General features: G+C 55.0%; 27 protein-coding genes. 15 read left to right on the plus strand and 12 right to left on the minus strand.

Annotated elements, in window-relative coordinates; translation table 11 throughout:
* The first annotated feature begins 162 nt into the window (after window positions 1–162).
* Window positions 163–1,212, plus strand: coding sequence for a rhodanese-related sulfurtransferase (locus P0H77_RS09270; RefSeq protein ID WP_276164593.1), 1,050 nt, complete (start codon window positions 163–165; stop codon window positions 1,210–1,212).
* 37 nt (window positions 1,213–1,249) lie between these two features.
* Here P0H77_RS09270 and P0H77_RS09275 read toward each other — a convergent pair whose 3' ends face one another.
* From P0H77_RS09275 to mdtH, 9 genes are all read right to left on the minus strand, one after another.
* Window positions 1,250–1,825: a YceI family protein gene (locus P0H77_RS09275; RefSeq protein WP_276164594.1), complete on the minus strand. Its 576-nt coding sequence runs from the start codon at window positions 1,823–1,825 to the stop codon at window positions 1,250–1,252.
* Window position 1,826: 1 nt separating this feature from the next.
* Window positions 1,827–2,393 (minus strand): cytochrome b, encoded by a 567-nt coding sequence (locus tag P0H77_RS09280; RefSeq protein WP_276164595.1) that lies wholly within the window; start codon window positions 2,391–2,393, stop codon window positions 1,827–1,829.
* 369 nt (window positions 2,394–2,762) lie between these two features.
* Window positions 2,763–3,881 (minus strand): N-methyl-L-tryptophan oxidase, encoded by a 1,119-nt coding sequence (gene solA / locus P0H77_RS09285; protein ID WP_276164596.1) that lies wholly within the window; start codon window positions 3,879–3,881, stop codon window positions 2,763–2,765.
* A gap of 125 nt (window positions 3,882–4,006) precedes the next feature.
* On the minus strand, window positions 4,007–4,261 hold the full coding sequence (gene bssS, locus P0H77_RS09290; protein WP_194206110.1) for a biofilm formation regulator BssS: 255 nt from the start codon (window positions 4,259–4,261) through the stop codon (window positions 4,007–4,009).
* Window positions 4,262–4,544: 283 nt separating this feature from the next.
* The gene (gene dinI, locus P0H77_RS09295; RefSeq protein ID WP_176917812.1) at window positions 4,545–4,790 is read right to left on the minus strand and encodes a DNA damage-inducible protein I; all 246 of its coding nucleotides are present in this window, start codon (window positions 4,788–4,790) and stop codon (window positions 4,545–4,547) included.
* Between the two features lie 71 nt (window positions 4,791–4,861).
* The gene (pyrC, locus tag P0H77_RS09300) at window positions 4,862–5,908 is read right to left on the minus strand and encodes a dihydroorotase (protein ID WP_276164597.1); all 1,047 of its coding nucleotides are present in this window, start codon (window positions 5,906–5,908) and stop codon (window positions 4,862–4,864) included.
* A 141-nt stretch (window positions 5,909–6,049) separates the two neighbouring features.
* The gene (locus P0H77_RS09305) at window positions 6,050–6,610 is read right to left on the minus strand and encodes a lipoprotein (protein WP_276164598.1); all 561 of its coding nucleotides are present in this window, start codon (window positions 6,608–6,610) and stop codon (window positions 6,050–6,052) included.
* 122 nt (window positions 6,611–6,732) lie between these two features.
* On the minus strand, window positions 6,733–7,380 hold the full coding sequence (gene grxB, locus P0H77_RS09310) for a glutaredoxin 2 (protein ID WP_276164599.1): 648 nt from the start codon (window positions 7,378–7,380) through the stop codon (window positions 6,733–6,735).
* A 63-nt stretch (window positions 7,381–7,443) separates the two neighbouring features.
* Entirely contained in the window at window positions 7,444–8,652 is a 1,209-nt protein-coding gene (gene mdtH, locus P0H77_RS09315; protein ID WP_276164600.1) for a multidrug efflux MFS transporter MdtH, read from the minus strand.
* 227 nt (window positions 8,653–8,879) lie between these two features.
* Here mdtH and rimJ point away from each other — a divergent pair, with 227 nt between their 5' ends.
* From rimJ to murJ, 4 genes are all read left to right on the plus strand, one after another.
* Window positions 8,880–9,464 (plus strand): ribosomal protein S5-alanine N-acetyltransferase, encoded by a 585-nt coding sequence (gene rimJ / locus P0H77_RS09320; RefSeq protein ID WP_276164601.1) that lies wholly within the window; start codon window positions 8,880–8,882, stop codon window positions 9,462–9,464.
* A gap of 10 nt (window positions 9,465–9,474) precedes the next feature.
* On the plus strand, window positions 9,475–10,122 hold the full coding sequence (locus P0H77_RS09325; protein ID WP_276164602.1) for a YceH family protein: 648 nt from the start codon (window positions 9,475–9,477) through the stop codon (window positions 10,120–10,122).
* 2 nt (window positions 10,123–10,124) lie between these two features.
* Window positions 10,125–11,051 carry a Gfo/Idh/MocA family oxidoreductase gene (locus P0H77_RS09330; protein ID WP_276164603.1) on the plus strand — a complete coding sequence of 309 codons (927 nt, stop codon included), beginning with the start codon at window positions 10,125–10,127 and terminating at the stop codon, window positions 11,049–11,051.
* Between the two features lie 109 nt (window positions 11,052–11,160).
* On the plus strand, window positions 11,161–12,696 hold the full coding sequence (gene murJ, locus P0H77_RS09335; protein WP_276164604.1) for a murein biosynthesis integral membrane protein MurJ: 1,536 nt from the start codon (window positions 11,161–11,163) through the stop codon (window positions 12,694–12,696).
* A gap of 42 nt (window positions 12,697–12,738) precedes the next feature.
* Here murJ and flgN read toward each other — a convergent pair whose 3' ends face one another.
* The 3 genes from flgN to flgA all read right to left on the minus strand — a co-directional run bounded on the left by flgN (window position 12,739) and on the right by flgA (window position 14,209).
* A complete protein-coding gene (flgN, locus tag P0H77_RS09340) occupies window positions 12,739–13,161 on the minus strand; it encodes a flagella biosynthesis chaperone FlgN (RefSeq protein ID WP_276164605.1) in 423 nt (140 codons plus the stop codon).
* Window positions 13,162–13,165: 4 nt separating this feature from the next.
* On the minus strand, window positions 13,166–13,459 hold the full coding sequence (gene flgM / locus P0H77_RS09345) for a flagellar biosynthesis anti-sigma factor FlgM (RefSeq protein ID WP_276164606.1): 294 nt from the start codon (window positions 13,457–13,459) through the stop codon (window positions 13,166–13,168).
* 90 nt (window positions 13,460–13,549) lie between these two features.
* Window positions 13,550–14,209 carry a flagellar basal body P-ring formation chaperone FlgA gene (flgA, locus tag P0H77_RS09350; RefSeq protein WP_276164607.1) on the minus strand — a complete coding sequence of 220 codons (660 nt, stop codon included), beginning with the start codon at window positions 14,207–14,209 and terminating at the stop codon, window positions 13,550–13,552.
* Window positions 14,210–14,366: 157 nt separating this feature from the next.
* On the opposite strand from flgA, the gene flgB reads away from it, so the two are divergent.
* From flgB to flgK, 10 genes are all read left to right on the plus strand, one after another.
* On the plus strand, window positions 14,367–14,780 hold the full coding sequence (gene flgB, locus P0H77_RS09355) for a flagellar basal body rod protein FlgB (RefSeq protein ID WP_176917800.1): 414 nt from the start codon (window positions 14,367–14,369) through the stop codon (window positions 14,778–14,780).
* A gap of 3 nt (window positions 14,781–14,783) precedes the next feature.
* Window positions 14,784–15,188 carry a flagellar basal body rod protein FlgC gene (gene flgC, locus P0H77_RS09360; RefSeq protein ID WP_276164608.1) on the plus strand — a complete coding sequence of 135 codons (405 nt, stop codon included), beginning with the start codon at window positions 14,784–14,786 and terminating at the stop codon, window positions 15,186–15,188.
* 11 nt (window positions 15,189–15,199) lie between these two features.
* Window positions 15,200–15,886 (plus strand): flagellar hook assembly protein FlgD, encoded by a 687-nt coding sequence (flgD, locus tag P0H77_RS09365; RefSeq protein WP_276164609.1) that lies wholly within the window; start codon window positions 15,200–15,202, stop codon window positions 15,884–15,886.
* A gap of 26 nt (window positions 15,887–15,912) precedes the next feature.
* Window positions 15,913–17,166: a flagellar hook protein FlgE gene (gene flgE, locus P0H77_RS09370; protein WP_276164610.1), complete on the plus strand. Its 1,254-nt coding sequence runs from the start codon at window positions 15,913–15,915 to the stop codon at window positions 17,164–17,166.
* Window positions 17,167–17,186: 20 nt separating this feature from the next.
* Window positions 17,187–17,942, plus strand: coding sequence for a flagellar basal body rod protein FlgF (locus P0H77_RS09375; protein ID WP_194205740.1), 756 nt, complete (start codon window positions 17,187–17,189; stop codon window positions 17,940–17,942).
* Window positions 17,943–17,955: 13 nt separating this feature from the next.
* Window positions 17,956–18,738: a flagellar basal-body rod protein FlgG gene (gene flgG, locus P0H77_RS09380; protein ID WP_276164611.1), complete on the plus strand. Its 783-nt coding sequence runs from the start codon at window positions 17,956–17,958 to the stop codon at window positions 18,736–18,738.
* 55 nt (window positions 18,739–18,793) lie between these two features.
* Window positions 18,794–19,492, plus strand: a complete 699-nt coding sequence (locus P0H77_RS09385; RefSeq protein ID WP_176917794.1) for a flagellar basal body L-ring protein FlgH — start codon at window positions 18,794–18,796, stop codon at window positions 19,490–19,492.
* Between the two features lie 11 nt (window positions 19,493–19,503).
* Window positions 19,504–20,598: a flagellar basal body P-ring protein FlgI gene (locus tag P0H77_RS09390; protein ID WP_276164612.1), complete on the plus strand. Its 1,095-nt coding sequence runs from the start codon at window positions 19,504–19,506 to the stop codon at window positions 20,596–20,598.
* A complete protein-coding gene (gene flgJ, locus P0H77_RS09395; protein ID WP_276164613.1) occupies window positions 20,598–21,548 on the plus strand; it encodes a flagellar assembly peptidoglycan hydrolase FlgJ in 951 nt (316 codons plus the stop codon). Before P0H77_RS09390 ends, flgJ begins: the two co-directional genes overlap by 1 nt.
* Window positions 21,549–21,623: 75 nt before the next feature.
* Window positions 21,624–23,270, plus strand: coding sequence for a flagellar hook-associated protein FlgK (flgK, locus tag P0H77_RS09400; protein ID WP_276164614.1), 1,647 nt, complete (start codon window positions 21,624–21,626; stop codon window positions 23,268–23,270).
* Window position 23,271 lies beyond the last annotated feature (1 nt).

Here is a 23,271-nt window from a genome sequence, read left to right on the forward strand (position 1 = left end):
AACATGTTACACGACGAAGTGAGTAGTAAAACAGCAGTTGTGGATTAGAAGTTTTGTAGATGATGCAAATGTAGCTAAAAATGTAGGGATGTAAATTGGCAGTTATTGCTATATGATGCCGCCCGTTTATCTTATTCACTCACGATTGCAGGAACGTACACCATGCCAGTGTTACACAACCGCATTTCGAATGAGGAACTGAAGGCGCGGATGCTGGCCGAGACCGAACCGCGCACGACGATCTCATTCTATAAATATTTCACCATAGCCGATCCCAAAGCGACGCGCGACGCGCTGTATACCGCCCTGACTGAACTCAACGTCTTTGGCCGTATTTATCTGGCGCACGAAGGGATTAACGCCCAAATCAGTATTCCGCAAAGTAAAACTGACGCGCTGCGGGCGCTGCTGGAAACCGTCGATCCGGCGCTTCAGGGGTTGCGCCTGAACATTGCCCTCGACGATGACGGTAAATCATTCTGGGTGCTGCGCCTGAAAGTGCGCGAGCGTATTGTTGCTGACGGAATCGAAGACGCCAGTTTTGATGCCAGCGATGTCGGTGACTATCTCAAAGCCGCCGACGTTAACGCCCTGCTCGACGATCCGGACGCCCTGTTTATCGATATGCGCAACCACTATGAATATGAAGTGGGGCATTTTGAAAACGCGCTGGAAATCCCTGCCGACACGTTCCGTGAACAGTTGCCGAAAGCCGTCGAAATGATGCAGGAGCATAAAGATAAAAAAATAGTCATGTATTGCACCGGCGGGATCCGCTGCGAAAAAGCCAGCGCCTGGATGAAACATAACGGCTTTAACAAAGTCTCGCATATTGAAGGCGGCATTATTGAGTACGCGCGCCGGGCGCGTGAACAGGGATTACCGGTACGGTTTATCGGTAAAAACTTCGTGTTTGACGAGCGAATGGGCGAGCGTATTTCTGATGATGTCATTGCCCATTGTCACCAGTGCGGTACGCCCTGTGACAGCCATACCAACTGCCTGAACGACGGGTGCCATCTGCTGTTTATTCAGTGCCCGAGCTGCGCCGAAAAATATTCCGGATGTTGCAGTGAAGCGTGCCAGACGGAAAGGGCGTTACCCGAGGAACAACAGCGCCAGCTCCGCGCGGGGCGTGAAAACGGTAACAAGATCTTTAATAAATCCAGGGGACGTCTGAATACTAAATTGGGTATTCCTGACCCGGAATAACAGGTCAGCCCGGCAGCCTGCGCTGCCGGGCTAATCATTACTTCTGCTGTACGCCTTCCACCGAAATAATCAGCTCTACATCCTGCGATGCCGGGCCAAGATCGGTTTTGATGTTAAACTCTTTCAGGCTGATTTTACCTGCCGCCTCAAAACCGGCGCGTTTGCCGCCCCACGGATCGTCACCCTGACCGATCATCTTCGCCTTCAGCGTCACCGGTTTGGTTACCCCGTTTAGCGTCAAATCGCCAGTCACATCCAGCGCATCGCCGTCTGCTTTAACCGCGGTCGATTTGAACGTCGCCTGCGGGAATTTTGCCACGTTCAGGAAGTCGGCGCTGCGCAGATGCTTATCGCGCTCTGCATGGTTGGTATCCACGCTATTGGTATTCAGCGTCACGTTGACTTTATCGGCAGACGGGTTCTTTTCGTCAAAGGTAAACGTACCGTCGAAATCGCGGAAAGTACCGTACAACCAGCTATAACCGAGGTGCTGAATGCGGAAATTGACGAAGGCGTGCTGACCTTCTTTATCAATTTTATAATCTGCGGCGATGGCTGAACCGGCAGTCAGCAGCAGACTTCCCAGTAACAATCCTTGCAGGCTTTTTTTCATATTACGCTCCAGAGTCAGGGGACGATTTTCCCAGCATGCGGCGCAGGGTATCGTCTTTATCGATGAAATGGTGTTTGAGGGCGGCAAGCGCGTGCAGGACCGACAGTACCACTACGCTCCATGCCAGCCATAAGTGCAGATTGCCCGCCAGATCGGCCTGTACCCCCGCGTCGGTCAGCGTGGCGGGCACCTCGAAAAGGCCAAAGACGCTGATCGGTTGACCGTCAGCCGTGGAGATCAGATAACCGCTAATCACAATGGCAAACAGCAGCAGGTACAGCGCGATATGGGCCAGCACTGCGCTGATGCGGGTGAGTTTTGAGTAATGGCTTAATGCGGCCGGAGCCGGAGAAACGGTGCGCCAGATCAGGCGAACCACCAGCGTAAGCATCAATATAATACCGATGCTTTTATGTAACTCCGGTGCTTTGTGATACCAGCCGTCGTAATAGCTGAGCGTGACCATCCAGAGGCCCAGGGCAAACATTCCATAGACCGCAATAGCCACCAGCCAGTGCAACGCAATTGAAACAAATCCATAGCGATATGAAGAATTACGCAGGTTCATGCCCGGCATCTCGTAACGGTATTAAGAGTGCTTACAATGCTGGGCGATAAACTATATTGCAACATCAAATTAGCATAAATTTATAACTATTTTAACTTGTTCAGTAATGTTGAATAAAGTTGAGGTTTTAATTCAGGATGTTCGCGTTTTTAGCGGGCTACTATCGAATTGGCAGGGTTATTTAATCAACACTTTCGTTCAAAATTTTATGACTAATTTTATATTTTTATCAACCTGTGTCAGTTTTTGTCAGTTAACCGCGCTGCTGAAAATACATTACCACGCAAAGTAAGCCTGCTAAGTAAATAATGTCCTTTACCACAATACAAACTCAGGAAATAAGCTGCGGCCAGAAAGACCGCAACCAGATTAATGTTGAAAGCGGGCCAGGGAGAAAGGCGATAAATCGAATTCGCTGGATTCGCCTTTAGCAAATTGTACGGCAATCTCGCCCAGCGCCGGGGCGAACTTGAAGCCGTGTCCGCTAAGTCCGGTGATTAACAGCGTATTTGGATGATCGGGGAGGGTATCGATAATGAAATCCTCGTCCGGCGAATTATCATAGGTACAGGCTTCACCGTGCAGGCATCCGCCGATGCCCGGCAGGATCTGACGCAGGAACGAAAATGACTCAGCGCCGTCGCTTGCGATGGTGCCAAAAGGTTTACGTTCTTGTGGAGAATGAATGACCTGCCCACCGTTGTGTTTGCCTATTTTGAGGGCGTTATCGTCGGCCGGAAAACCATAAAATTGATCGCCATCAGGCAGCTCGCCGGTAAACGCCGGGAAATTATTTTTGCTGCTGTAGCGCCCGTCGGCCTGGTGCCAGGCGAAAATCTTGCGTACCGGTTGCAGCGGCAGCGACGGCACCAGTTTTGTCACCCAGGTTCCGGCGCTAATGAGCGCTCTGCGGGCATGGTATTCGCCATCGGCAGTGGCAATGGTGAGGCCAGCGTCATGATGATGAATGGCCGTCACCGGGCAGTTAAATAACTGCGCGCATCCCGCTTCGCGCGCCCGCTGCACCCAGGTTTTGATCGCCAGTTCGCTGCGCAGCACGCCTGAATTAGCTTCAAAAATGCCGATATAATTTTCCGGCACGCGAATCTCCGGCCAGCGCGTCGTAATGGCGGCAGCATCAAGCTGCTCCGTCGCCAGGTGCCAGCGCTGAGCGCTGCTGGCGACGTTTGCCAGAAAGGGGGAGTCTGCCGGACCCAGGTTAATTACCCCGGTGCGTTCGAATACCGGCTCGCCGCTTTCCGCGGCAAATGCCTCCCACAGCGCCTGCGCGCGCAGTACCAGCGGTACGTATTTTTCACCTTCGCCATAGGCGTGGCGCATCAGCCGCGTATCGCCGTGGTGACTTCCTTCCTTGTGCGGGGGCAAATGGGCATCGGTCATTAGCACGTTCAACCCGGCGCGCGAAGCATAATAGCCCGCTGCCGCCCCGACGGAACCACTGCCAATAATTACCAGATCGTATTGCATAGCGCTCCCGTAGAATGATATTAAATAACAACGGGTAGCATACGTTTTTTATGGTTTAGCGCAAATAAGAAAGGCACCCTGCGGGTGCCTTTTGAGTGAATGTACAGCATTACATCGGTGTGATATTAATGCCTGCGATACTCATTTTCCTGGTAGTCGCCGGATTCAATTTTAGCGATACCTGCTTCTAAAATAGAAATAAACTGACGTGCAACATCAGTTGTCAGCCATAGTGTCTGACCGATCTCTGCATCCTCGGTCTCGGGCTGATTGGGGGTCTGGTAATGTAAACGCAGCATCAGCGCATCGTAGCTGTCCACGGTGCTGATGTCCCATCCAACAAGGGGATGGGTCTGGATGACTTCATTATTTTTTTCCATCATGACCCCTTAGTAAGCGTGAAAAAACAATAGCTGCTGGGTTCAATGCGTGTTTTTTTGAAGCAACTTAAGTATATCAATAAAAAGATAAAATGTTCCAATAAATATATTTTCGCTGGAATATTTTTTCATAGCGTGTCTTTTTTGAACAATTAAGCGCGGGATTGTTCTTTAATTTTTATTAAGTATTACGATCAATAAGAAAGTGACTAAAAAATCAGCAGGAAAAAGATGAAAAAAAGCCGGGGCGACCCGGCAAACATGCACAATGAGGGAGCAAAAATTAGTCGGTAATGAACCAGTCGTCAGCGCTTTCCCAGGTCTCCTGGAGAATTTCACTGATGCGATCTTTGTCTTCTTTAAGCCCACCAAACACGGAAAGGTTATTGGCAGCAGCATAACGCACGCTGACGTTACCGTCACAATCAGGGAAATGAGTGAGAACCCGCCGGGACAGTTCGCCAGCAAGGGCGTCCAGCGCACCGGGCGGTAAGGATGTTGTTCTGGCGATAGTGACTTCAATACGCATAATTGCCCCCCTGTGTAATGCACTGTATATTTATACAGTTTAGCGTACTAACTTACAACAGGGGGAGTAAATTATTTTACCACCGTCCAGCGCACGGTTTCGCCTGCAAGGAAGGGAATAAGCGTATCGTCAGGCAGGGCGATAGAATCGACGACCTGGCTTTCCTGGCGAACCAGCTCAACAAACGTGTCGTTCACCGGCAATTGATAGAAGCGCGGACCGTTAAGGGAACTAAATGCTTCCAGGTGCGCCAGCGCGTTCATCTCTTCAAACACGGTTGCATAGCTGGCAAGCGCGGTCGGGGCGCTAAAACAGCCTGCGCAGCCGCAGCTGGCTTCTTTACGATGACGCGCATGTGGCGCAGAGTCGGTGCCGAGAAAAACGCGGTCAAAACCGCTGGCTACCAGCTCTCGCAGCGCCTGCTGGTGGATGTTGCGCTTGAGGATCGGCAGACAGTAAAGATGAGGCCGCACGCCGCCCACCAGCATATGATTACGGTTAAACATTAAATGCTGGGGAGTGATGGTCGCCGCCAGCCGTTCATTGCCTTCACGCACGTAATCCGCCGCATCTTTGGTGGTGATGTGCTCAAATACCACTTTCAGCCCCGGTAAGCGCTGGCGCAGTGGTTCCATAACGGTTTCAATAAACCGTGCTTCACGATCAAAAATATCAATATCCACATGGGTGACTTCGCCATGCACCAGCAGCGGCATACCCAGCGTTTCCATCCGCTCCAGCACCGGCATAATGGCATCAATGCTGGTGACGCCGTGGCTTGAGTTGGTGGTGGCATTGGCAGGATATAGTTTGGCGGCGGTAAATACGCCTTCGTTAAAACCACGCTCCAGCTCTGCCGGATCGAGAGAATCGGTCAGGTAACAGGTCATCAGGGGGGTAAAAGTATGCCCGGCAGGAACGGCATCCAGAATGCGCTGACGGTAGGCTATCGCGGCGTCAACCGTTACCACAGGCGGTGCCAGATTGGGCATGACAATCGCACGACCATAAATTTCGCTGGTATAAGGTACGACGGTTTTCAGCATTTCTCCGTCGCGCAGATGGAGGTGCCAGTCGTCAGGGCGGCGGATCTTAAGTACTTGCGGTTGGTCAGTCATTAGAGCGCTCCGGCGGGTATCAGGGCTGTTTTTTGCCGGGCACTAAGGATAAGCGGAAACGTTTTCGTTTGCACTCTTTTATTGTATGACGCAAGCCTGAAAGCGCACTTTGCAGACTTGCGTGAGAGGAGGATAAAGCGATTAATGGGTGAAAGGAATAACGATTTCCCCCGGCTTCACTTCAATACCTTTTGCATATTTTTTGGCCAGCGCTTCCCCTTTGCCGCCATCATCTTTGAGCATATAAGCGGGCTGATGATTGAAGTAGTTGCGCAGTGACTGGTTCAAATAGGGGAGCAGGGTTTGCACCACCGGCTGCATTTTGTCTGGCTTGACGTCAGCATTCACCACTTCCATTTCCTGCAGGTAAATCGCGCCCTGCTCTTTATTAAAGGCGGGAAGCGCTTTCAGCTTCAGGGTGATGGTGGCTTTCTGACTGCCGAAAAGGGAGTTCATATCCAGAAACGCATCGCCGCTCAGCGTGACTTTATCTGCCTCTTCACGGCCAATGGCGCTGGTAAGGTTGTTCAGGACAATATGTGCATCGGCCACGCCCGGCAGACCAATATCTTTGGAAAAATTATTTCGTTTTTGTAGCGCCTGATTAATTTCCGACTCGCTGACGGTGTACTGAGTCAGCTGGTTACATCCGACAATCAGGCCGCTGACGATCAGGGCGGCGGCAATAACGATCTTCTTCATGGGTTTCCTCTGCATCATGCCTGTCATCTATCCTGACACAAGCAGCATGTACTGTCAGCACAGAAATTAACAGAGGAAAAAGCTTAAAAGGAGTGGCGGACGGATTTCCGTCCGCCAGACGGTCACGATGCGATAGAGGAAAGGAGATTGATTTGTGTCTGTTTCGCCATGTTATCGCGGTAATCAGCCACCCTGGTCGGCCAGTTGATCCCGGCGACGATGGTCAGATTTCGTAATAGCGGAAACAGATGGATGTCATCTTCAGAAAGCTCACCATTCACCGCGTTGGGTTTGACAATGTGCTTATCCAGAATGCGCAAATCGTCGCTGATATTCTTAATAAGCCCGGCGGAATGGGCAAGATGATCGGCAAAGCTGCCCAACTGGGCCTCTTTTTTCTCCGTGAAATATCGACGCGCTTCCGGGGTGGAAAATTCATCAAACGGTGATTTCGCAAAACGCGGGATCAGCAAACGGTTAACGTAGCCGTTCACCTTGCGCAGCCACTCTTCAATGGCTGGATTGCGATTTCCGGTCAGCAGGGGTTTTCGGTCAACGTTATCGACGTAATGTACGATATCAAGGCTTTCGGGCAGATAACGGCTGTCATCTTTTTGCAGGATGGGGGCCATCTTCTGGCCGATCATTCTCGTCGGCGTTGCCTCGTCGTCGCTGAGCAACGTGTTTAGCTCAACGGGGATGTTTTTGAGGCCGAAGATCATTCTGGCTTTCACACAGTAAGGGCAGTGGTCGTAAATATAAAGCTTCACGTTTCTCCTCCAGGTATTACCGTCCAGACTTTCAGTATGGAAGAGAAACAGAGGCTAATCAAATCAGGTCCGCGGCTCCAGCATGCCGGGTGCCGTATGCTTCGGGCTAAATTGCCACCACAGGGCCAGCAGGGTGATCAGGCCAATCATCCCGAGCATAAACCAGGGAAGCTCGGCCTGACCGGAGGCTTTACCGGCGTCAAACAGCCAGCCGCCGCCAGCGTAGCCCAGCGCGCCGCCAAAGGCTAATCCCAGACGGCTGAAGCCCATATAGCTGCCGCGTGCACGGGCATCCGCCAGTTCGGCACTCAGCGTTTCGCGCGCCGGTTCGGCGATAATCGAGCCGATATAGAAGGTGCAGATCAGCGAGAAAAGCTGTTGCAGGCTGCTCACCAGCCCGATGGGCAGCATACTGAGCGTCATGATCAGCAGGCCCGCCATTAAGCGGTGTTCGAGACGAAACCGTTTTTCGCTCCAGCGCGCCAGAGGGTAAAGCAGGCTAAGCGACAGCGTGGCTTCAATCGCATACATCCATTTCACCGCTGAGGGAGTCCCGGCAATATCGTTGACCATAATCGGTAGCATCAGCATCACCTGGACGGCCAGCATATAGTAACCGGTGAGGGTCAGAACATAGGTGACAAAACGCTTGTCGCGCAGCACGCGAGCCAGCCCTTCACGCACCGGTACTTTTACCGTTGACAGCTTCCAGGCAGGAAGATACCAGGCATTAAACGCAGCGCAGGCAACAAACAGCACCGCACCGACGCTGCACACCAGACTAAAATTATATTGTAAAAGCCAGCTGCCCAGCAGGGCGCCAGTCACCGCGCCTGCGCTATCCTGCATCATGAGGATGGAAAAAAAGCGACCGCGCTGATGCGGGCGGACTAACTTCACTACCAGCGCCGAGCGCGGCGGGTCGAACAACGTGCCGCCCAGACCCGAAAGCAGACAGGAGAGCCACAGCATCCACGGCTCCTGCGCGATTGCCATGGTGGCAAACCCGGCGGCGCGCATCAGCATTCCGGTGACAATCATGGGTTTTGCCCCAAAGCGGTCGGCAATGGCTCCGCCAAAAATACCCAAACCCTGCTGGATAAGCTGGCGTAAACCGAGCGCAATACCGACCATCAATGCGGCCCAGCCCATTTGATCGACAAAGCGAATCGAAATCAGCGGAAAGACCACAAAAAAGCCGAGCACGACCAGCATGTTATCTATTAGCAGGAAATATTTACCCAGGCTCCGTGCCTGCGAGATACGGGACATTTCCCCTCCGGGAAATAAAAAGGCGAGTACCCGCCTATTTTGCGGCCCGGCCGCTCTTTTTCCCACCTTTTGCGCGACGATATTTTTTCATCAAACGGCCGCTTTGATTGATACCTTTCATCGAAAAACGGACCTGGCGCAGAAAATGGTATGTTGTTGTTTTCACACCGGCCCTGTGGGCAGGTATAGTGAAGTGACCAGGGCAAGAAGTAAGTGAAGGAGTCTACATGTTTGGCTATCGCAGTAACGTGCCGAAAGTACGCCTGACCACGGACCGGCTGGTCGTGCGTCTGGTCCACGACCGTGATGCCTGGCGGCTGGCGGATTATTACGCGCAGAATCGCCAGTTTTTAAAACCCTGGGAGCCGGTGCGCGATGACAGCCACTGTTACCCCTCAGGCTGGCAGGCGCGGCTTGGCATGATTAACGAATTCCACAAACAGGGCACAGCGTTTTATTTCGCGCTGCTCGATCCGGAAGAAAAAGAAATTATCGGCGTGGCTAACTTTTCCAACGTGGTCCGCGGATCGTTCCACGCCTGTTATCTCGGCTACTCGATCGGGCAGAAATGGCAGGGGCAGGGGCTGATGTTCGAGGCGCTTACCGCCGCTATCCGCTATATGCAGCGGACCCAGCATATACATCGCATCATGGCCAATTACATGCCGCATAATCAGCGCAGCGGCGGCCTGCTGGCGCGGCTGGGTTTTGAGAAAGAAGGTTACGCTAAAGACTATTTGTTAATTAACGGCGAGTGGCGCGATCACGTGCTGACGGCACTGACCACCCCGCAATGGACCGCAGGTCGCTAAGGAGACAAAGATGAAATATGAACTCAACGCAGCGGAAGCGCGCGTTATTGGTTGCCTGCTGGAAAAACAGGTGACGACCCCTGAGCAGTACCCCTTGTCCGTTAACGCGGTCGTTACCGCCTGCAATCAGAAAACCAACCGCGAACCGGTGATGTCGCTTAGCGAACAGGAGGTTCAGGCGGTGCTGGATGCGCTGGTGAAACGCCATTATCTGCGCACCGTCAGCGGCTTTGGCAACCGGGTGACTAAATACGAGCAGCGTTTTTGTAATTCCGAATTCGGCGATCTGAAATTGTCTTCGGCAGAGGTTGCTCTCATCGCCACGCTGCTGTTACGCGGCGCGCAGACGCCGGGAGAATTACGCAGCCGCGCCCAGCGAATGCACGAATTCAGCGATATGAACGACGTAGAAAATGCGCTGGAAAAACTGGCCAGCCGGGAAGATGGTCCTTTTGTTGTGCGGCTGGCCCGCGAGCCGGGACGGCGCGAAAGCCGTTTTATGCATCTGTTTAGCGGGGAGGTCGACATCGCCACGGCAGCGCCTGACGCCGCCCCTGCGGCTTCTGACGATCTCTACGCCCGTGTTGACGCGCTGGAGGGTGAAGTTGCCGAACTTAAACAGCGGCTTGAATCGCTGCTGGCGCATTTGGGAGAGTAAACGTGACCACTACATTACGCATTGGCGTGGTCGGGCTGGGCGGGATCGCCCGGAAAGCCTGGCTACCGGTATTAAGCGCGGCGACGGACTGGACGCTTCAGGCGGCGTGGTCGCCAACGAAAGAAAAGGCGCTACGGATCTGTGAGAGCTACCGTCTGCCCTGTGCGGATTCGCTCCCACAGCTGGCAGCGCAATGTGACGCCGTGTTTGTCCATACCTCCACCGCCTCGCATTATGCGGTGGTCAGCGAACTGCTCAACGCGGGCGTTCACGTCTGCGTGGATAAACCGCTGGCAGAAAACCTGCAGGATGCTGAGCGGCTGATCGCCCTGGCTGAGCATAAGCATCTGACATTAATGGTCGGTTTCAACCGTCGTTTCTCTCCGCTCTATCGTGAGCTGAAAGAAAGCATGGGCGCGGCGTTCTCGTTGCGGATGGACAAACACCGCAGCAACAGCGTCGGCCCGCACGATTTACGCTTTACCCTGCTGGACGATTATCTGCACGTGGTGGATACCGCGCTGTGGCTGGCGGGCGGTGACGGAGCGCTTAAAAGCGGAACGCTGCAAACGACACCGCAGGGCGAAATGCTGTACGCCGAGCACCATTTCAGCCACCGTCATTTGCAGGTGACCACCAGTATGCATCGCCGCGCGGGGAGCCAGCGCGAAGCGGTACAGGCGGTGACCGACGGCGCGCTGATCGATATCACCGATATGCGCGAATGGCGGGAGGAGCGGGGCGCTGGCATCATTACCCGGCCTGTTCCCGGCTGGCAGACGACCCTGGAACAGCGCGGCTTCGTCGGTTGCGCGCGTCATTTTATTGAGTGCGTGCAAAATCAGACCGTTCCGCAAACGGCAGGCGAGCAGGCCATTCTCGCTCAGTCCATCGTCGAAAAATTATGGCGCGAGCAGATGCAGGGATAATCCGCTGTAACATCTGGCAGTAGTAATTCACGGCAATCCAGGTAGACTAATCGCCTTTTCCAGCGCCTGCACTGCAGGCGTTCTGCTCTGTGTTGTGGAAAACACATTCATGAACCTATTAAAATCGCTGGCCGCTGTCAGCTCTATGACCATGTTCTCTCGCGTGCTGGGATTTGCCCGCGATGCAATCGTGGCGCGCGTTTTTGGCGCGGGTATGGCAACGGACGCCTTTTTTGTCGCCTTTAAATTACCCAACCTGCTGCGGCGCATTTTTGCCGAAGGGGCATTTTCGCAGGCGTTTGTCCCCATTCTCGCAGAATATAAAAGCAAGCAGGGTGAAGAGGCGACGAGAGTCTTCGTGGCCTATGTTTCGGGATTGCTGACGCTGGCGCTGGCGATTGTCACCGTGGTCGGGATGCTGGCTGCGCCATGGGTGATTACTCTTACCGCACCCGGCTTCGCGGATACCGCCGATAAATTTCTGCTCACCACCCAACTGCTAAAAATTACCTTTCCCTATATTTTACTGATTTCACTGGCCTCACTGGCAGGCGCGATCCTCAATACCTGGAACCGTTTCTCGGTACCGGCGTTTGCGCCGACGTTCCTGAACGTCAGCATGATCGGTTTTGCGCTGTTTGCCGCGCCGTACTTTCATCCGCCAATCCTGGCGCTGGCTTGGGCGGTGACGGTCGGCGGCGTATTGCAGCTGTTTTATCAACTGCCGCACCTGAAGAAAATCGGTATGCTGGTGTTGCCGCGTCTCAATTTCAAAGATGCTGGTTCAATGCGGGTGTTAAAACAGATGGGACCGGCGATCCTCGGCGTATCGGTCAGCCAGATTTCCCTGATCATCAATACTATTTTCGCTTCTTTTCTGGTCTCCGGCTCGGTCTCCTGGATGTACTACGCCGATCGCCTGATGGAATTTCCCTCCGGCGTGCTCGGCGTGGCGCTGGGGACGATTCTGCTGCCGTCGCTGTCTAAAAGCTTCGCCAGCGGCAATCACGATGAGTACAACCGACTGATGGACTGGGGGCTGCGCCTGTGCTTCCTGCTGGCGCTGCCAAGCGCGGTGGCGCTGGGTATTCTGGCCAAACCGCTGACCGTTTCCCTGTTCCAGTACGGTAAGTTCACCGCCTTTGATGCCGCGATGACCCAGCGTGCGCTGGTCGCCTATTCGGTTGGCCTGATGGGATTAATTGTGGTGAAGGTGCTGGCGCCGGGATTTTATTCGCGCCAGGACATCAAAACGCCGGTCAAAATTGCCATTGTGACGCTGGTCATGACCCAGTTAATGAACCTGGCGTTTATTGGCCCGCTGAAACATGCCGGCCTGTCGCTCTCAATTGGTCTTGCCGCCTGCCTTAACGCCAGCCTGTTGTACTGGCAGCTGCGCAAGAAAAAAATCTTTACCCCGCAACCGGGCTGGGGCAGCTTCCTGCTGCGCCTGATTGTTGCGGTTGTGATTATGGCGGCGGTGCTGCTGGGCGTGATGCATATCATGCCAGAGTGGTCGCAGGGCGGCATGCCGGTGCGCATATTGCGTCTGATGGGCGTGGTGGTAGCGGGCGTCGTCGCTTACTTTGCGACGCTTGCGCTGCTGGGCTTTAAAGTAAAAGAGTTTGCTCGCCGGACGGCGTAAGTGGCATTCAGGGAGTGGCCCGGCTGGCCGCTCCCGATACCATTAAATAGAGAACTTTTTGCCGCCGCGACTGGCGGAGGAAGCCTGTCCATCCGCGCCATACAGGCCTGGCTCCTGGTGCGGTTTAAGCACCTCAAGCGCCTGCTGATTACGCACGATCTGCCCTTCGAGCAGCCAGCCGTTATGCTGGTTTAATTCGCGCAATTGCAGCGTTTTTTCGGTAATACTCTGCCAGCGATCGGCCACATCATCATTGGCACTACGCTGCGTGTCCTGCTCATGCCGACGCTGGCTTTCAAGATAATCGAGCGTCGCCAGCAGCGAGCTTTTTTGCTCAGTAATACGCTGTAATGCGCTGCCGTTGACGCTGCCAACGGAAAGCTGCTGCTGCTCGGCATCCATAACGCCTTTAAGGGCATTAAGGGTGACGGTCATTTGGTCCAGTATTTCTGGCAGACGACTCATACGGTTATTTACTCTGCCAGTCACTCTGTGCTTCACGGATCAACGCGTCGGCAATTTTGCCGGTATCCATCTTCAGTTCGCCGTTACGAATAGCCGTTTTCAGCGCTTCGACGCGTTCAACGTTGATGTCATCTTTGCCTGCCTGCGTCAGTCTGGTCTGCGCATCACTCAGCGTGACGCTGGTGCTGTTAGCGGCGGTGGATTTCTCCGCGCGTGCTTTCGGCGTGGCCATATCGCTGGTTTCGCGAGGCTGAACGGTATTTACTGGCTTCAGGGGCGATGTACGATCAATGCTCATTCTGTTGTCCTCATCGAGGTTATGGTGCAGCTGCCATCTATATCAATTGTTAGCTAATTATCGGCAACGGTCGTTATTTCTTTAAAAAGATTATAGGTTAATCAGAACATTCCCGTCCGCGTTCACCGTGCCGCTCACCACCTGGCCTGAGGACATCCGCACCCTGGCATTCTGGGCAATAGCGGCATTGTTGAGCGCCTGACCTTCACTATTAATGCTGAAACCGTCCCCGCTGGCGATGACCTGTACCCGCTGCCCGGCTTTGACCCGCCAGGACTGGCGCAGCATAAATTGCTGCACGGGCTGGCCGACCGCCAGATCGCGTAATACCACCGCATCCTGCACCTGATTCATCTCCAGCAGGGTGCGCGGCGGTAATTGATCGAGGCGTCCGCGTTTTAGCGTCACGCTGGCGGGAGATAGTGTACTTCCCCGGGCCAGCGGCGCGGCGGCAACCACATAATTACCGGTCGCCTGAACCAGGACCTGGATATAACGCTTCTCACCGCCGCACTGGGCCAGCACGTTCACGTTGCCCCACAATTTGCTGTTGCCCTGAACGCTTAGCGCGGGCTGCTCGCAGGGTGGCAACAGGTTGCTCGCCGTTTTGACCTTCACCACCACCTCATCGCTGAATCCGGTCAGGCGCTGGGCAAAAAATGCCGACAGTTGGGCATTAAGATCCTGCGCCTGTGCCAGTGGACACAGCACGAGCAGTGCAGCAGTAAGAGTGCCTTTCAGGGTGGGCATCGCGAACTCCAGCCGGTTAAGGAATGCAGGGATTTTACCCGTTGTCGCTTTCTATCAACGCAACAAATAGCGACGCATTATGCGTTTATTCCGTCGATAACGCGCGCGTAAGGAGAATTAAGCTACTGGCTGAAATTTTGCCATCAGCGGAGGAGATATGCTCGATAGACTCGACGCCGCGTTACGCTTCCAGCAGGAAGCGCTGAACTTACGGGCGCAGCGTCAGGAAGTCCTGGCGGCCAACATTGCCAATGCGGATACCCCAGGGTATCAGGCGCGCGACCTGGATTTTGCCAGTGAACTGAATAAAGTCATGGAGCGTGGACGCCCTGAAGCTTCCGGGATGCAGCTGGCGGTGACGTCGGCGCGTCATATCCCTGCCCAGACGCTCTCTGCCCCTTCTGTTGACCTGATGTACCGAATTCCCGATCAGCCTTCGCTGGATGGCAACACTGTCGATATGGATCGCGAGCGGACGCAGTTTGCTGATAACAGCCTGCAATATCAGACCGGGCTGACGGTATTAAGCGGACAAATTAAAAGCATGATGAGCGTGCTTCAGGGGAACTAATTTATGGCGTTACTGAATATTTTCGACGTCGCTGGCTCCGCGCTTACCGCGCAGTCGCAGCGGCTTAACGTGGCGGCCAGTAACCTGGCAAACGCCGACAGCGTGACGGGTCCGGACGGCGAACCTTACCGTGCGAAACAGGTGGTTTTTCAGGTAGATGCAGCGGCGGGGGCGGCGACAGGCGGCGTCAAAGTTGCCAGTGTGATTGAAAGTGATGCCGCCGACAAACTGGTGTATGAGCCGGGGAATCCGCTGGCTAACGCGCAAGGCTACGTGCGTATGCCTAACGTGGATGTGGTGGGCGAGATGGTCAACACCATGTCCGCTTCCCGCAGCTACCAGGCCAACGTAGAAGTGCTGAACACCGTTAAAAGCATGATGCTGAAAACCCTGACGCTCGGACAATAAAGGAAACGCCCATGTCTATCGCTGTAAATGTAAACGATCCAACCAATACTGGCGTCAGTACGACCAGTACGGCAACCAGCACCAGTACGGTGACGGGTAACAGCTCCGCCGACCTGCAAAGCAGCTTTTTGACGCTGCTGGTGGCGCAGTTAAAAAATCAGGATCCGACCAACCCGATGGAAAACAACGAGCTGACCACCCAACTGGCGCAAATCAGTACCGTTAGCGGCATTGAAAAGCTCAATACCACCCTCGGCTCGATTTCCGGACAGATTGATAGTAATCAGTCTTTACAGGCCACAACGCTTATCGATCACGGCGTGATGATCCCCGGCACCACCGTACTTTCCGGTAATAGCACTACCACTCCCTTTGGCGTGGAGCTTCAGCAGGCGGCAGATAACGTTACCGCCACCATTACCGATAAGAGCGGCAAAGTGGTGCGGACCATTGATATCGGCGCGTTAACCGCTGGGGTGCATACCTTTAGCTGGGACGGCACCGCAACCGACGGGACTGCGGCACCGGAAGGCTCTTATAACGTTAGCATCGCCGCCAGCAACGGCGCGACGCAGCTGGTGGCTCAACCGCTGCAATTTGCACTGGTGCAGGGCGTGACCCGCGGCGATAACGGTAGCCTGCTGGATCTGGGTACCTACGGCACCACCACACTCGACGAAGTTCGGCAGATTATCTAAGCCTCTTTACTTATCAGGAGTAAGTTATGGCCTTTTCTCAAGCGGTTAGCGGCCTGAATGCTGCGGCCTCCAACCTCGATGTCATTGGTAACAACATCGCCAACTCCGCCACTTATGGCTTTAAGTCGAGCACGGCGTCGTTTGCCGATATGTTCGCCGGCTCTAAAGTCGGTCTGGGCGTAAAAGTGGCGGGTATCACTCAGGATTTTAACGACGGCACCACCACCAATACCGGGCGTGGTCTGGACGTGGCCATCAGCCAGAACGGTTTTTTCCGTATGGTCGATACCAACGGTTCGGTTTACTACAGCCGTAACGGCCAGTTCAAACTGGATGAAAACCGTAACCTGGTGAACATGCAGGGACTTCAGTTGACCGGCTATCCGGCAACCGGCACGCCGCCTACCGTCCAGCAGGGGGCAAACCCGACCGGTATTTCTATTCCTAATACGCTAATGTCGGCCAAAACCACCACCAGCGCCGCGATTCAGATCAACCTGAACTCCTCGGATGCGGTACCGGCGAAGACCACGTTCAGCGCCAGCGATGCCGACACCTACAACAAAAAAGCGGCGATCACCGTCTTTGATACCCAGGGTAACGCCCACGACGTCAACGTGTATTACGTTAAGACAGCGGAAAACAAATGGGATGTCTGGACTCAGGATTCCAGCGTGGCTGATGCGGCGGTCGTGAAAGCCGCGCAGATGAACTTTGACAGCAATGGTCAACTGGAAGGCGTGTACAACTACGCTGCCAACGGCACGCTGAACGAGGACGCCAATCAACAGCCGCAGATTGAAGTCACTACCGGCGCGATGAACGGGGCAACCCCGGCGGCCTTCGCCCTCAGCTTCTTTAATTCCATGCAGCAGAACACCGGCGCGAACAACGTTGTTGCCAGCTCGCAGAACGGCTACAAGCCAGGCGATCTGGTGAGCTATCAGATTAACGACGACGGCACCGTGGTGGGTAACTACTCCAACGAGCAGTCGCAGGTACTGGGACAGATCGTACTGGCTAACTTTGCCAATAACGAAGGTCTGGCGTCTCAGGGCGATAACATCTGGGCCGCGACCCAGGCCTCCGGCGTGGCGCTGCTGGGCACCGCCAACAGCGGTAACTTTGGTTCGCTGACCAATGGCGCACTGGAAGCCTCCAACGTCGATCTGAGTAAAGAACTGGTGAACATGATTGTCGCCCAGCGTAACTATCAGTCCAACGCGCAGACCATCAAAACCCAGGATCAGATCCTCAACACGCTGGTTAACCTGCGCTAAGCGCCTGACGGGATAGCTTAATGGATCACGCAATATATACCGCGATGGGCGCGGCCAGCCAGACCATGAATCAGCAGGCGGTCACGGCCAGCAACCTCGCTAACGCGTCAACGCCGGGCTTTCGCGCCCAGCTTAACGCCCTGCGCGCGGTGCCGGTTACCGGGTTGTCTCTGGATACCCGTACGCTGGTGACCGAATCCACGCCCGGCGCGGATATGACGCCCGGCCAGATGGACTACACCTCGCGTCCGCTGGACGTGGCGGTGCAGGAAGAGGGCTGGCTGACGGTGCAAACCGCCGATGGCGGCGAAGGGTATACCCGCAACGGTAACATCCAGGTCAGCCCGACCGGCCAGTTAACCATTCAGGGTCACCCGGTGATTGGTGAAGCGGGTCCGATTGTGGTGCCGGAAGGGGCAGAAATTACCATTGCCGCCGACGGTACGCTTTCCGCTCTCAATCCTGGCGATCCGGCCAACACCATTGCGCCAGTAGGAAAGTTAAAGCTGGTGAAAGCCGACGGCAACGAAGTCCAGCGCGGCGATGATGGCATGTTCCGTCTGACGCAGCAGGCCCAGGAAACGCGCGGTGCCACGCTTCAGGCCGATGCCGGTATCCGCGTCATGTCCGGCGTGCTGGAAGGCAGCAACGTGAAACCGGTGGCGGCGATGACAGATATGATCGCCAGCGCGCGACGTTTTGAAATGCAGATGAAGGTTATCAGCAGCGTGGATGAGAACGCGCAGCGGGCTAACCAGTTGCTGTCAATGACCTAATAGCAGGATACCTATGAACAGTTCTTTATGGATCGCCAAAACCGGCCTCGACGCGCAGCAAACCAATATGGATGTCATCGCCAACAACCTGGCGAACGTCAGCACCAATGGTTTTAAGCGCCAGCGTGCGGTTTTCGAAGATTTGCTGTACCAGACTATTCGCCAGCCGGGCGCGCAGTCCTCTGAGCAGACTACGCTGCCGTCCGGTTTACAAATCGGTACCGGCGTGCGTCCGGTCGCCACCGAACGTCTGCATAGCCAGGGCAACCTGTCACAGACCGACAACAGTAAAGATGTCGCCATTAAAGGCCAGGGTTTCTTCCAGGTGATGTTGCCGGACGGGACTTCTGCTTATACCCGCGACGGATCGTTTCAGGTCGATCAGAATGGTCAGCTGGTGACGGCAGGTGGATTTCAGGTTCAGCCTGCGATCACCATTCCGGCCAATACCCTGAGCATTACCATCGGGCGTGACGGCGTGGTGAGCGTCACCCAGCAGGGGCAGGCAACGCCGGTACAGGTGGGGCAGCTTAACCTGACCACCTTTATGAATGACAGCGGTCTGGAAAGCCTCGGCGAGAATCTGTATGCCGAAACGCAATCCTCCGGCACGCCGAATGAAAGTACGCCGGGCCTGAACGGTGCGGGACTGCTTTACCAGGGCTATGTTGAGACTTCGAACGTCAACGTGGCGGAAGAACTGGTCAGCATGATCCAGGTCCAGCGCGCCTATGAAATCAACAGTAAGGCCGTGTCGACGACCGACCAGATGCTGCAAAAACTGACGCAACTCTAAGAGGCGGCCAATGTGACATTGTCACATTGGCGCTCTGATTTTAAAGATGAAAGCAATGCAAAAATACGCGGCGTACCGTTATTCACTCCTGGCTGTACTGGCCATGTCCGTCACTGGCTGTGCTCTGATCCCTTCGACACCGCTGGTGCAGGGCGCGACGTCGGCACAGCCCGTCCCCGGACCGTTGCCGGTAGCCAACGGCTCCATTTTCCAGTCGGCACAGCCGGTGAACTATGGCTATCAGCCGCTTTTTGAAGATCGTCGCCCGCGTAACGTCGGCGATACGCTGACTATCGTGCTCCAGGAAAACGTCAGCGCCAGCAAAAGCTCGTCGGCGAACGCCAGCCGTGATGGTAAAACCAATTTTGGCTTTGATACCACGCCGCGTTACCTGCAGGGGCTGTTTGGCAATGCCCGTGCGGATGTGGATACCTCCGGCGGCAATACCTTTAACGGTAAAGGCGGGGCCAATGCCAGCAATACCTTTAGCGGTACGCTGACGGTGACGGTAGATCAGGTGCTGGTCAATGGCAACTTACACGTAGTGGGTGAAAAACAGATCGCCATTAACCAGGGCACTGAGTTCATCCGCTTCTCCGGGGTGGTCAACCCGCGCACCATCAGCGGCAGCAATACGGTTGCTTCAACGCAGGTGGCGGATGCGCGTATTGAATATGTCGGCAACGGTTATATCAACGAAGCGCAGAATATGGGCTGGCTCCAGCGTTTCTTCCTTAATTTATCGCCGATGTAAGCGAGGTGGTTATGTTTAAATCCCTGATGGGTATTGCCCTGATCCTGGTGGCGGGCGTGACGCAGGCCGAACGTATCCGCGATCTGACCAGCGTGCAGGGCGTGCGCGACAACTCCCTGATCGGCTACGGGCTGGTGGTAGGGCTCGACGGAACCGGCGATCAGACAACGCAAACGCCATTTACCACCCAAAGCCTGAATAACATGCTCTCGCAGATGGGCATCACCGTGCCTGCGGGGACCAACATGCAGCTTAAAAACGTGGCGGCAGTCATGGTGACGGCGAAATATCCGCCGTTCGGTCGTCAGGGGCAGGCAATTGATATTGTCGTTTCCTCAATGGGCAACGCCAAAAGCCTGCGCGGCGGTACGCTGCTGATGACCCCGATGAAAGGGGTCGATAATCAGGTTTACGCGCTGGCGCAGGGTAATGTTCTGGTCGGCGGTGCAGGCGCGGCGGCTGGTGGCAGCAGCGTGCAGGTTAACCAGCTCAACGGCGGACGCATCACCGGCGGCGCGGTGATTGAGCGAGAGATCCCGACGCAGTTTGGCTCCGGTAATACCATCAATCTCCAGCTTAACGACGATGATTTCTCATTGGCTCAGCAAATCGCCGATACCATCAACCGTAACGGTGGTTATGGCGCGACCGCGCTGGATGCCCGTACCGTGCAGGTCAGGGTACCGGCAAGCAACAGCTCTCAGGTGCGGGCGCTGGCGGACATCCAGAATATGAGCGTCAACGTCATGGCGCAGGATGCCAAAGTGATCATCAATTCCCGTACCGGATCGGTGGTCATGAACCGTGAAGTGACGCTGGATAGCTGCGCCGTTGCGCAGGGCAATCTGTCGGTCACGGTTAACCGGCAGGCTAATGTCAGCCAGCCGGATACGCCGTTTGGCGGCGGTCAGACGGTGGTCACGCCGCAAACGCAAATCGATCTGCGCCAGAGCGGTGGATCGCTGCAAAGCGTCAACGCCAGCGCTAACCTGAACAGCGTGGTGCGCGGACTCAATGCGCTGGGCGCAACGCCGATGGAACTGATGTCAATTTTGCAGTCAATGCAAAGCGCTGGCTGCCTGCGGGCCAAAGTGGAAATCATCTGATGCTGAGCGATAGCAAACTTCTCTCCAGCGCCGCCTGGGATGCGCAGTCGCTGAACGAACTGAAAAACAAAACCGGTCAGGATCCGCAGGCGAATCTGAAGCCGGTGGCGCGTCAGGTCGAAGGGATGTTTGTCCAGATGATGCTGAAAAGTATGCGTGAGGCATTGCCGAAGGACGGGCTGTTCGGCAGCGATCAAACGCGGCTTTACACCAGTATGTACGACCAGCAAATTGCCCAGCAGATGACCGCAGGCAAAGGGCTGGGACTGGCTGAAATGATGGTTAAGCAAATGGCGGCGGGGCAATCCCAGCCGTCAGAGCAACCCACGCAGACGCCGATGCGCTTCGACCTTGAAACGGTGACCAGTTATCAGAATCAGACGCTGACGCAGATGGTGCGTAAAGCGTTGCCGAAAGTACCGGAATCTTCAGATACGGCTCTTTCCGGCGACAGTAAAGATTTTCTGGCACAGCTTTCGCTCCCGGCGCGGCTGGCGAGCGAGCAGAGCGGGATCCCGCATCACCTGATTCTGGCGCAGGCGGCGCTGGAATCGGGCTGGGGGCAGCGGCAGATCAAACGTGAAAACGGCGAACCCAGTTTCAACCTGTTCGGTGTGAAGGCGACCTCCAGCTGGAAAGGGCCGGTAACCGAAATTACCACCACCGAATTTGAGAATGGCGAAGCCAAAAAGGTCAAAGCTAAATTCCGCGTTTATAGTTCGTATCTGGAAGCGCTTTCTGATTATGTCGGGCTCCTGACCCGCAACCCACGCTATGCAGCGGTGACGACCGCGTCCAGCGCAGAGCAGGGCGCGCAGGCGTTGCAAAATGCCGGTTATGCCACCGACCCGGCCTATGCCCGCAAGTTGACCAGCATGATCCAGCAGATGAAAGCGATGAGCGACAAGGTCAGTAAAGCCTACGGTAACGATATCGAAAATCTGTTCTGAAACGACTCAAGTTCAGTGACGTCCTGCCGATAACTGTTAACGGGACTCATGTCTGAAAGTGTAAAAGGAACCTCCATGTCCAGTTTGATTAACAGCGCCATGAGCGGGCTTAGCGCAGCGCAGGCCGCGCTTAATACCGTCAGTAACAACATCTCCAGCTATAACGTTGCGGGCTATACCCGTCAAACGACGGTATTTGCCCAGGCGAACAGCACTCTGGGTGCGGGCGGCTGGATCGGCAACGGGGCCAATGTCTCCGGCGTGCAGCGTGAATACGATGCCTTCATTACCAATCAGCTGCGCTCTGCGCAAAATCAGAGCGCCGGGCTGACCACGCGTTATGAGCAGATGTCGAAAATCGACGACATGCTTTCCAGCAGCACCAATACACTTTCAACGACGCTGCAAGATTTCTTTTCCTCGATGCAGACCCTGGTGAGCAACGCGGAAGATCCTTCTGCGCGTCAGGCCGTGATCGGCAAAGCCGACGGGCTGGTTAACCAGTTTAAAGTCACCGACCAGTATCTGCGTGACCAGGATAAACAGGTCAATATCGCGGTCGGCTCCAGCGTTGAGCAGATCAACAACTACAGCAAGCAGATCGCCAATCTTAACGATCAGATTTCGCGTCTGACCGGGGTGGGCGCGGGCGCATCGCCTAACGATTTGCTGGATCAGCGCGATCAGCTGGTGTCCGAGCTGAATAAAGTGGTCGGCGTCGAAGTGAGCGTGCAGGATAGCGGCATCTATAACGTGACGATGGCGAACGGCTATACGCTGGTGCAGGGTTCCACGGCGCGTCAGCTGGCAGCCGTACCGTCCAGCGCCGATCCATCACGCACCACGGTGGCATATGTTGACCCAACCGCCGGAAAAATCGAAATTCCTGAGAAACTGCTGACCAGCGGTTCGCTCGGCGGCATGCTGACCTTCCGCTCGCAGGATCTGGATCAGACGCGTAATACGCTTAACCAGATGGCGCTGACCTTTGCTGATGCTTTTAATCAGCAGCATGCGAAGGGTATTGATGCCAATGGCGATGAGGGCGGCAATTTCTTTAATATCGGTAAACCAGCGGTGATCGGTAACACCCGCAATACCGGTAGTGCAGCGCTTAGTGCGGCGGTCAGCGACAGCACCAGCGTGCAGGCAACCGACTACAAAGTGACCTATGACGGCAGCAACTGGCAGGTGACGCGTCTTGCTGATAATACTTCTTTCACCCCAACGCTGGATAAAAGCGATAACTCGCTCAGCTTTGATGGCCTGAAAGTCACCGTCAGCGGCAATGCCGCAAAAGATGACAGCTTTACGGTGAAACCGGTGAGCGACGCCATCGTTAATATGAGCACCGCGATTAAAGATCCGGCCAAAATCGCCATGGGCCTCGACGATAGCGAAAGCGGCGAGAGCGATAACCGTAACGGCCAGGCGCTGCTGGATTTACAGAGTGCGAAAAAGGTCGGCGGCAGCAAAACCTTTAACGATGCCTATGCCACGCTGGTGAGCGATATCGGTAATAAAACCTCAACGCTTAAAACCAGCAGCACCACCCAGACCAACGTGGTGACTCAGCTGAGCAATCAGCAGCAGTCCATTTCCGGGGTTAACCTCGATGAAGAGTATGGCAACCTGCAACGTTACCAGCAGTATTATCTGGCGAACGCGCAGGTGATGCAGACCGCCTCGACGTTATTCGACGCGCTTCTCAACATGCGCTAAA

The organism is Superficieibacter sp. HKU1 (assembly GCF_029319185.1).
In the GTDB taxonomy this organism is placed as follows: Bacteria; Pseudomonadota; Gammaproteobacteria; order Enterobacterales; family Enterobacteriaceae; genus Superficieibacter.

Bases quoted from the DNA above. Each gene is read 5' to 3' on its own strand.
- P0H77_RS09270 (WP_276164593.1), top strand. From the start codon at position 163: ATGCCAGTGTTACACAACCGCATTTCGAATGAGGAACTGAAGGCGCGG.
- P0H77_RS09275 (WP_276164594.1), bottom strand. From the start codon at position 1,825: ATGAAAAAAAGCCTGCAAGGATTGTTACTGGGAAGTCTGCTGCTGACT.
- P0H77_RS09280 (WP_276164595.1), bottom strand. From the start codon at position 2,393: ATGAACCTGCGTAATTCTTCATATCGCTATGGATTTGTTTCAATTGCG.
- solA (WP_276164596.1), bottom strand. From the start codon at position 3,881: ATGCAATACGATCTGGTAATTATTGGCAGTGGTTCCGTCGGGGCGGCA.
- bssS (WP_194206110.1), bottom strand. From the start codon at position 4,261: ATGGAAAAAAATAATGAAGTCATCCAGACCCATCCCCTTGTTGGATGG.
- dinI (WP_176917812.1), bottom strand. From the start codon at position 4,790: ATGCGTATTGAAGTCACTATCGCCAGAACAACATCCTTACCGCCCGGT.
- pyrC (WP_276164597.1), bottom strand. From the start codon at position 5,908: ATGACTGACCAACCGCAAGTACTTAAGATCCGCCGCCCTGACGACTGG.
- P0H77_RS09305 (WP_276164598.1), bottom strand. From the start codon at position 6,610: ATGAAGAAGATCGTTATTGCCGCCGCCCTGATCGTCAGCGGCCTGATT.
- mdtH (WP_276164600.1), bottom strand. From the start codon at position 8,652: ATGTCCCGTATCTCGCAGGCACGGAGCCTGGGTAAATATTTCCTGCTA.
- rimJ (WP_276164601.1), top strand. From the start codon at position 8,880: ATGTTTGGCTATCGCAGTAACGTGCCGAAAGTACGCCTGACCACGGAC.
- P0H77_RS09325 (WP_276164602.1), top strand. From the start codon at position 9,475: ATGAAATATGAACTCAACGCAGCGGAAGCGCGCGTTATTGGTTGCCTG.
- murJ (WP_276164604.1), top strand. From the start codon at position 11,161: ATGAACCTATTAAAATCGCTGGCCGCTGTCAGCTCTATGACCATGTTC.
- flgN (WP_276164605.1), bottom strand. From the start codon at position 13,161: ATGAGTCGTCTGCCAGAAATACTGGACCAAATGACCGTCACCCTTAAT.
- flgM (WP_276164606.1), bottom strand. From the start codon at position 13,459: ATGAGCATTGATCGTACATCGCCCCTGAAGCCAGTAAATACCGTTCAG.
- flgA (WP_276164607.1), bottom strand. From the start codon at position 14,209: ATGCCCACCCTGAAAGGCACTCTTACTGCTGCACTGCTCGTGCTGTGT.
- flgB (WP_176917800.1), top strand. From the start codon at position 14,367: ATGCTCGATAGACTCGACGCCGCGTTACGCTTCCAGCAGGAAGCGCTG.
- flgC (WP_276164608.1), top strand. From the start codon at position 14,784: ATGGCGTTACTGAATATTTTCGACGTCGCTGGCTCCGCGCTTACCGCG.
- flgD (WP_276164609.1), top strand. From the start codon at position 15,200: ATGTCTATCGCTGTAAATGTAAACGATCCAACCAATACTGGCGTCAGT.
- flgE (WP_276164610.1), top strand. From the start codon at position 15,913: ATGGCCTTTTCTCAAGCGGTTAGCGGCCTGAATGCTGCGGCCTCCAAC.
- P0H77_RS09375 (WP_194205740.1), top strand. From the start codon at position 17,187: ATGGATCACGCAATATATACCGCGATGGGCGCGGCCAGCCAGACCATG.
- flgG (WP_276164611.1), top strand. From the start codon at position 17,956: ATGAACAGTTCTTTATGGATCGCCAAAACCGGCCTCGACGCGCAGCAA.
- P0H77_RS09385 (WP_176917794.1), top strand. From the start codon at position 18,794: ATGCAAAAATACGCGGCGTACCGTTATTCACTCCTGGCTGTACTGGCC.
- P0H77_RS09390 (WP_276164612.1), top strand. From the start codon at position 19,504: ATGTTTAAATCCCTGATGGGTATTGCCCTGATCCTGGTGGCGGGCGTG.
- flgJ (WP_276164613.1), top strand. From the start codon at position 20,598: ATGCTGAGCGATAGCAAACTTCTCTCCAGCGCCGCCTGGGATGCGCAG.
- flgK (WP_276164614.1), top strand. From the start codon at position 21,624: ATGTCCAGTTTGATTAACAGCGCCATGAGCGGGCTTAGCGCAGCGCAG.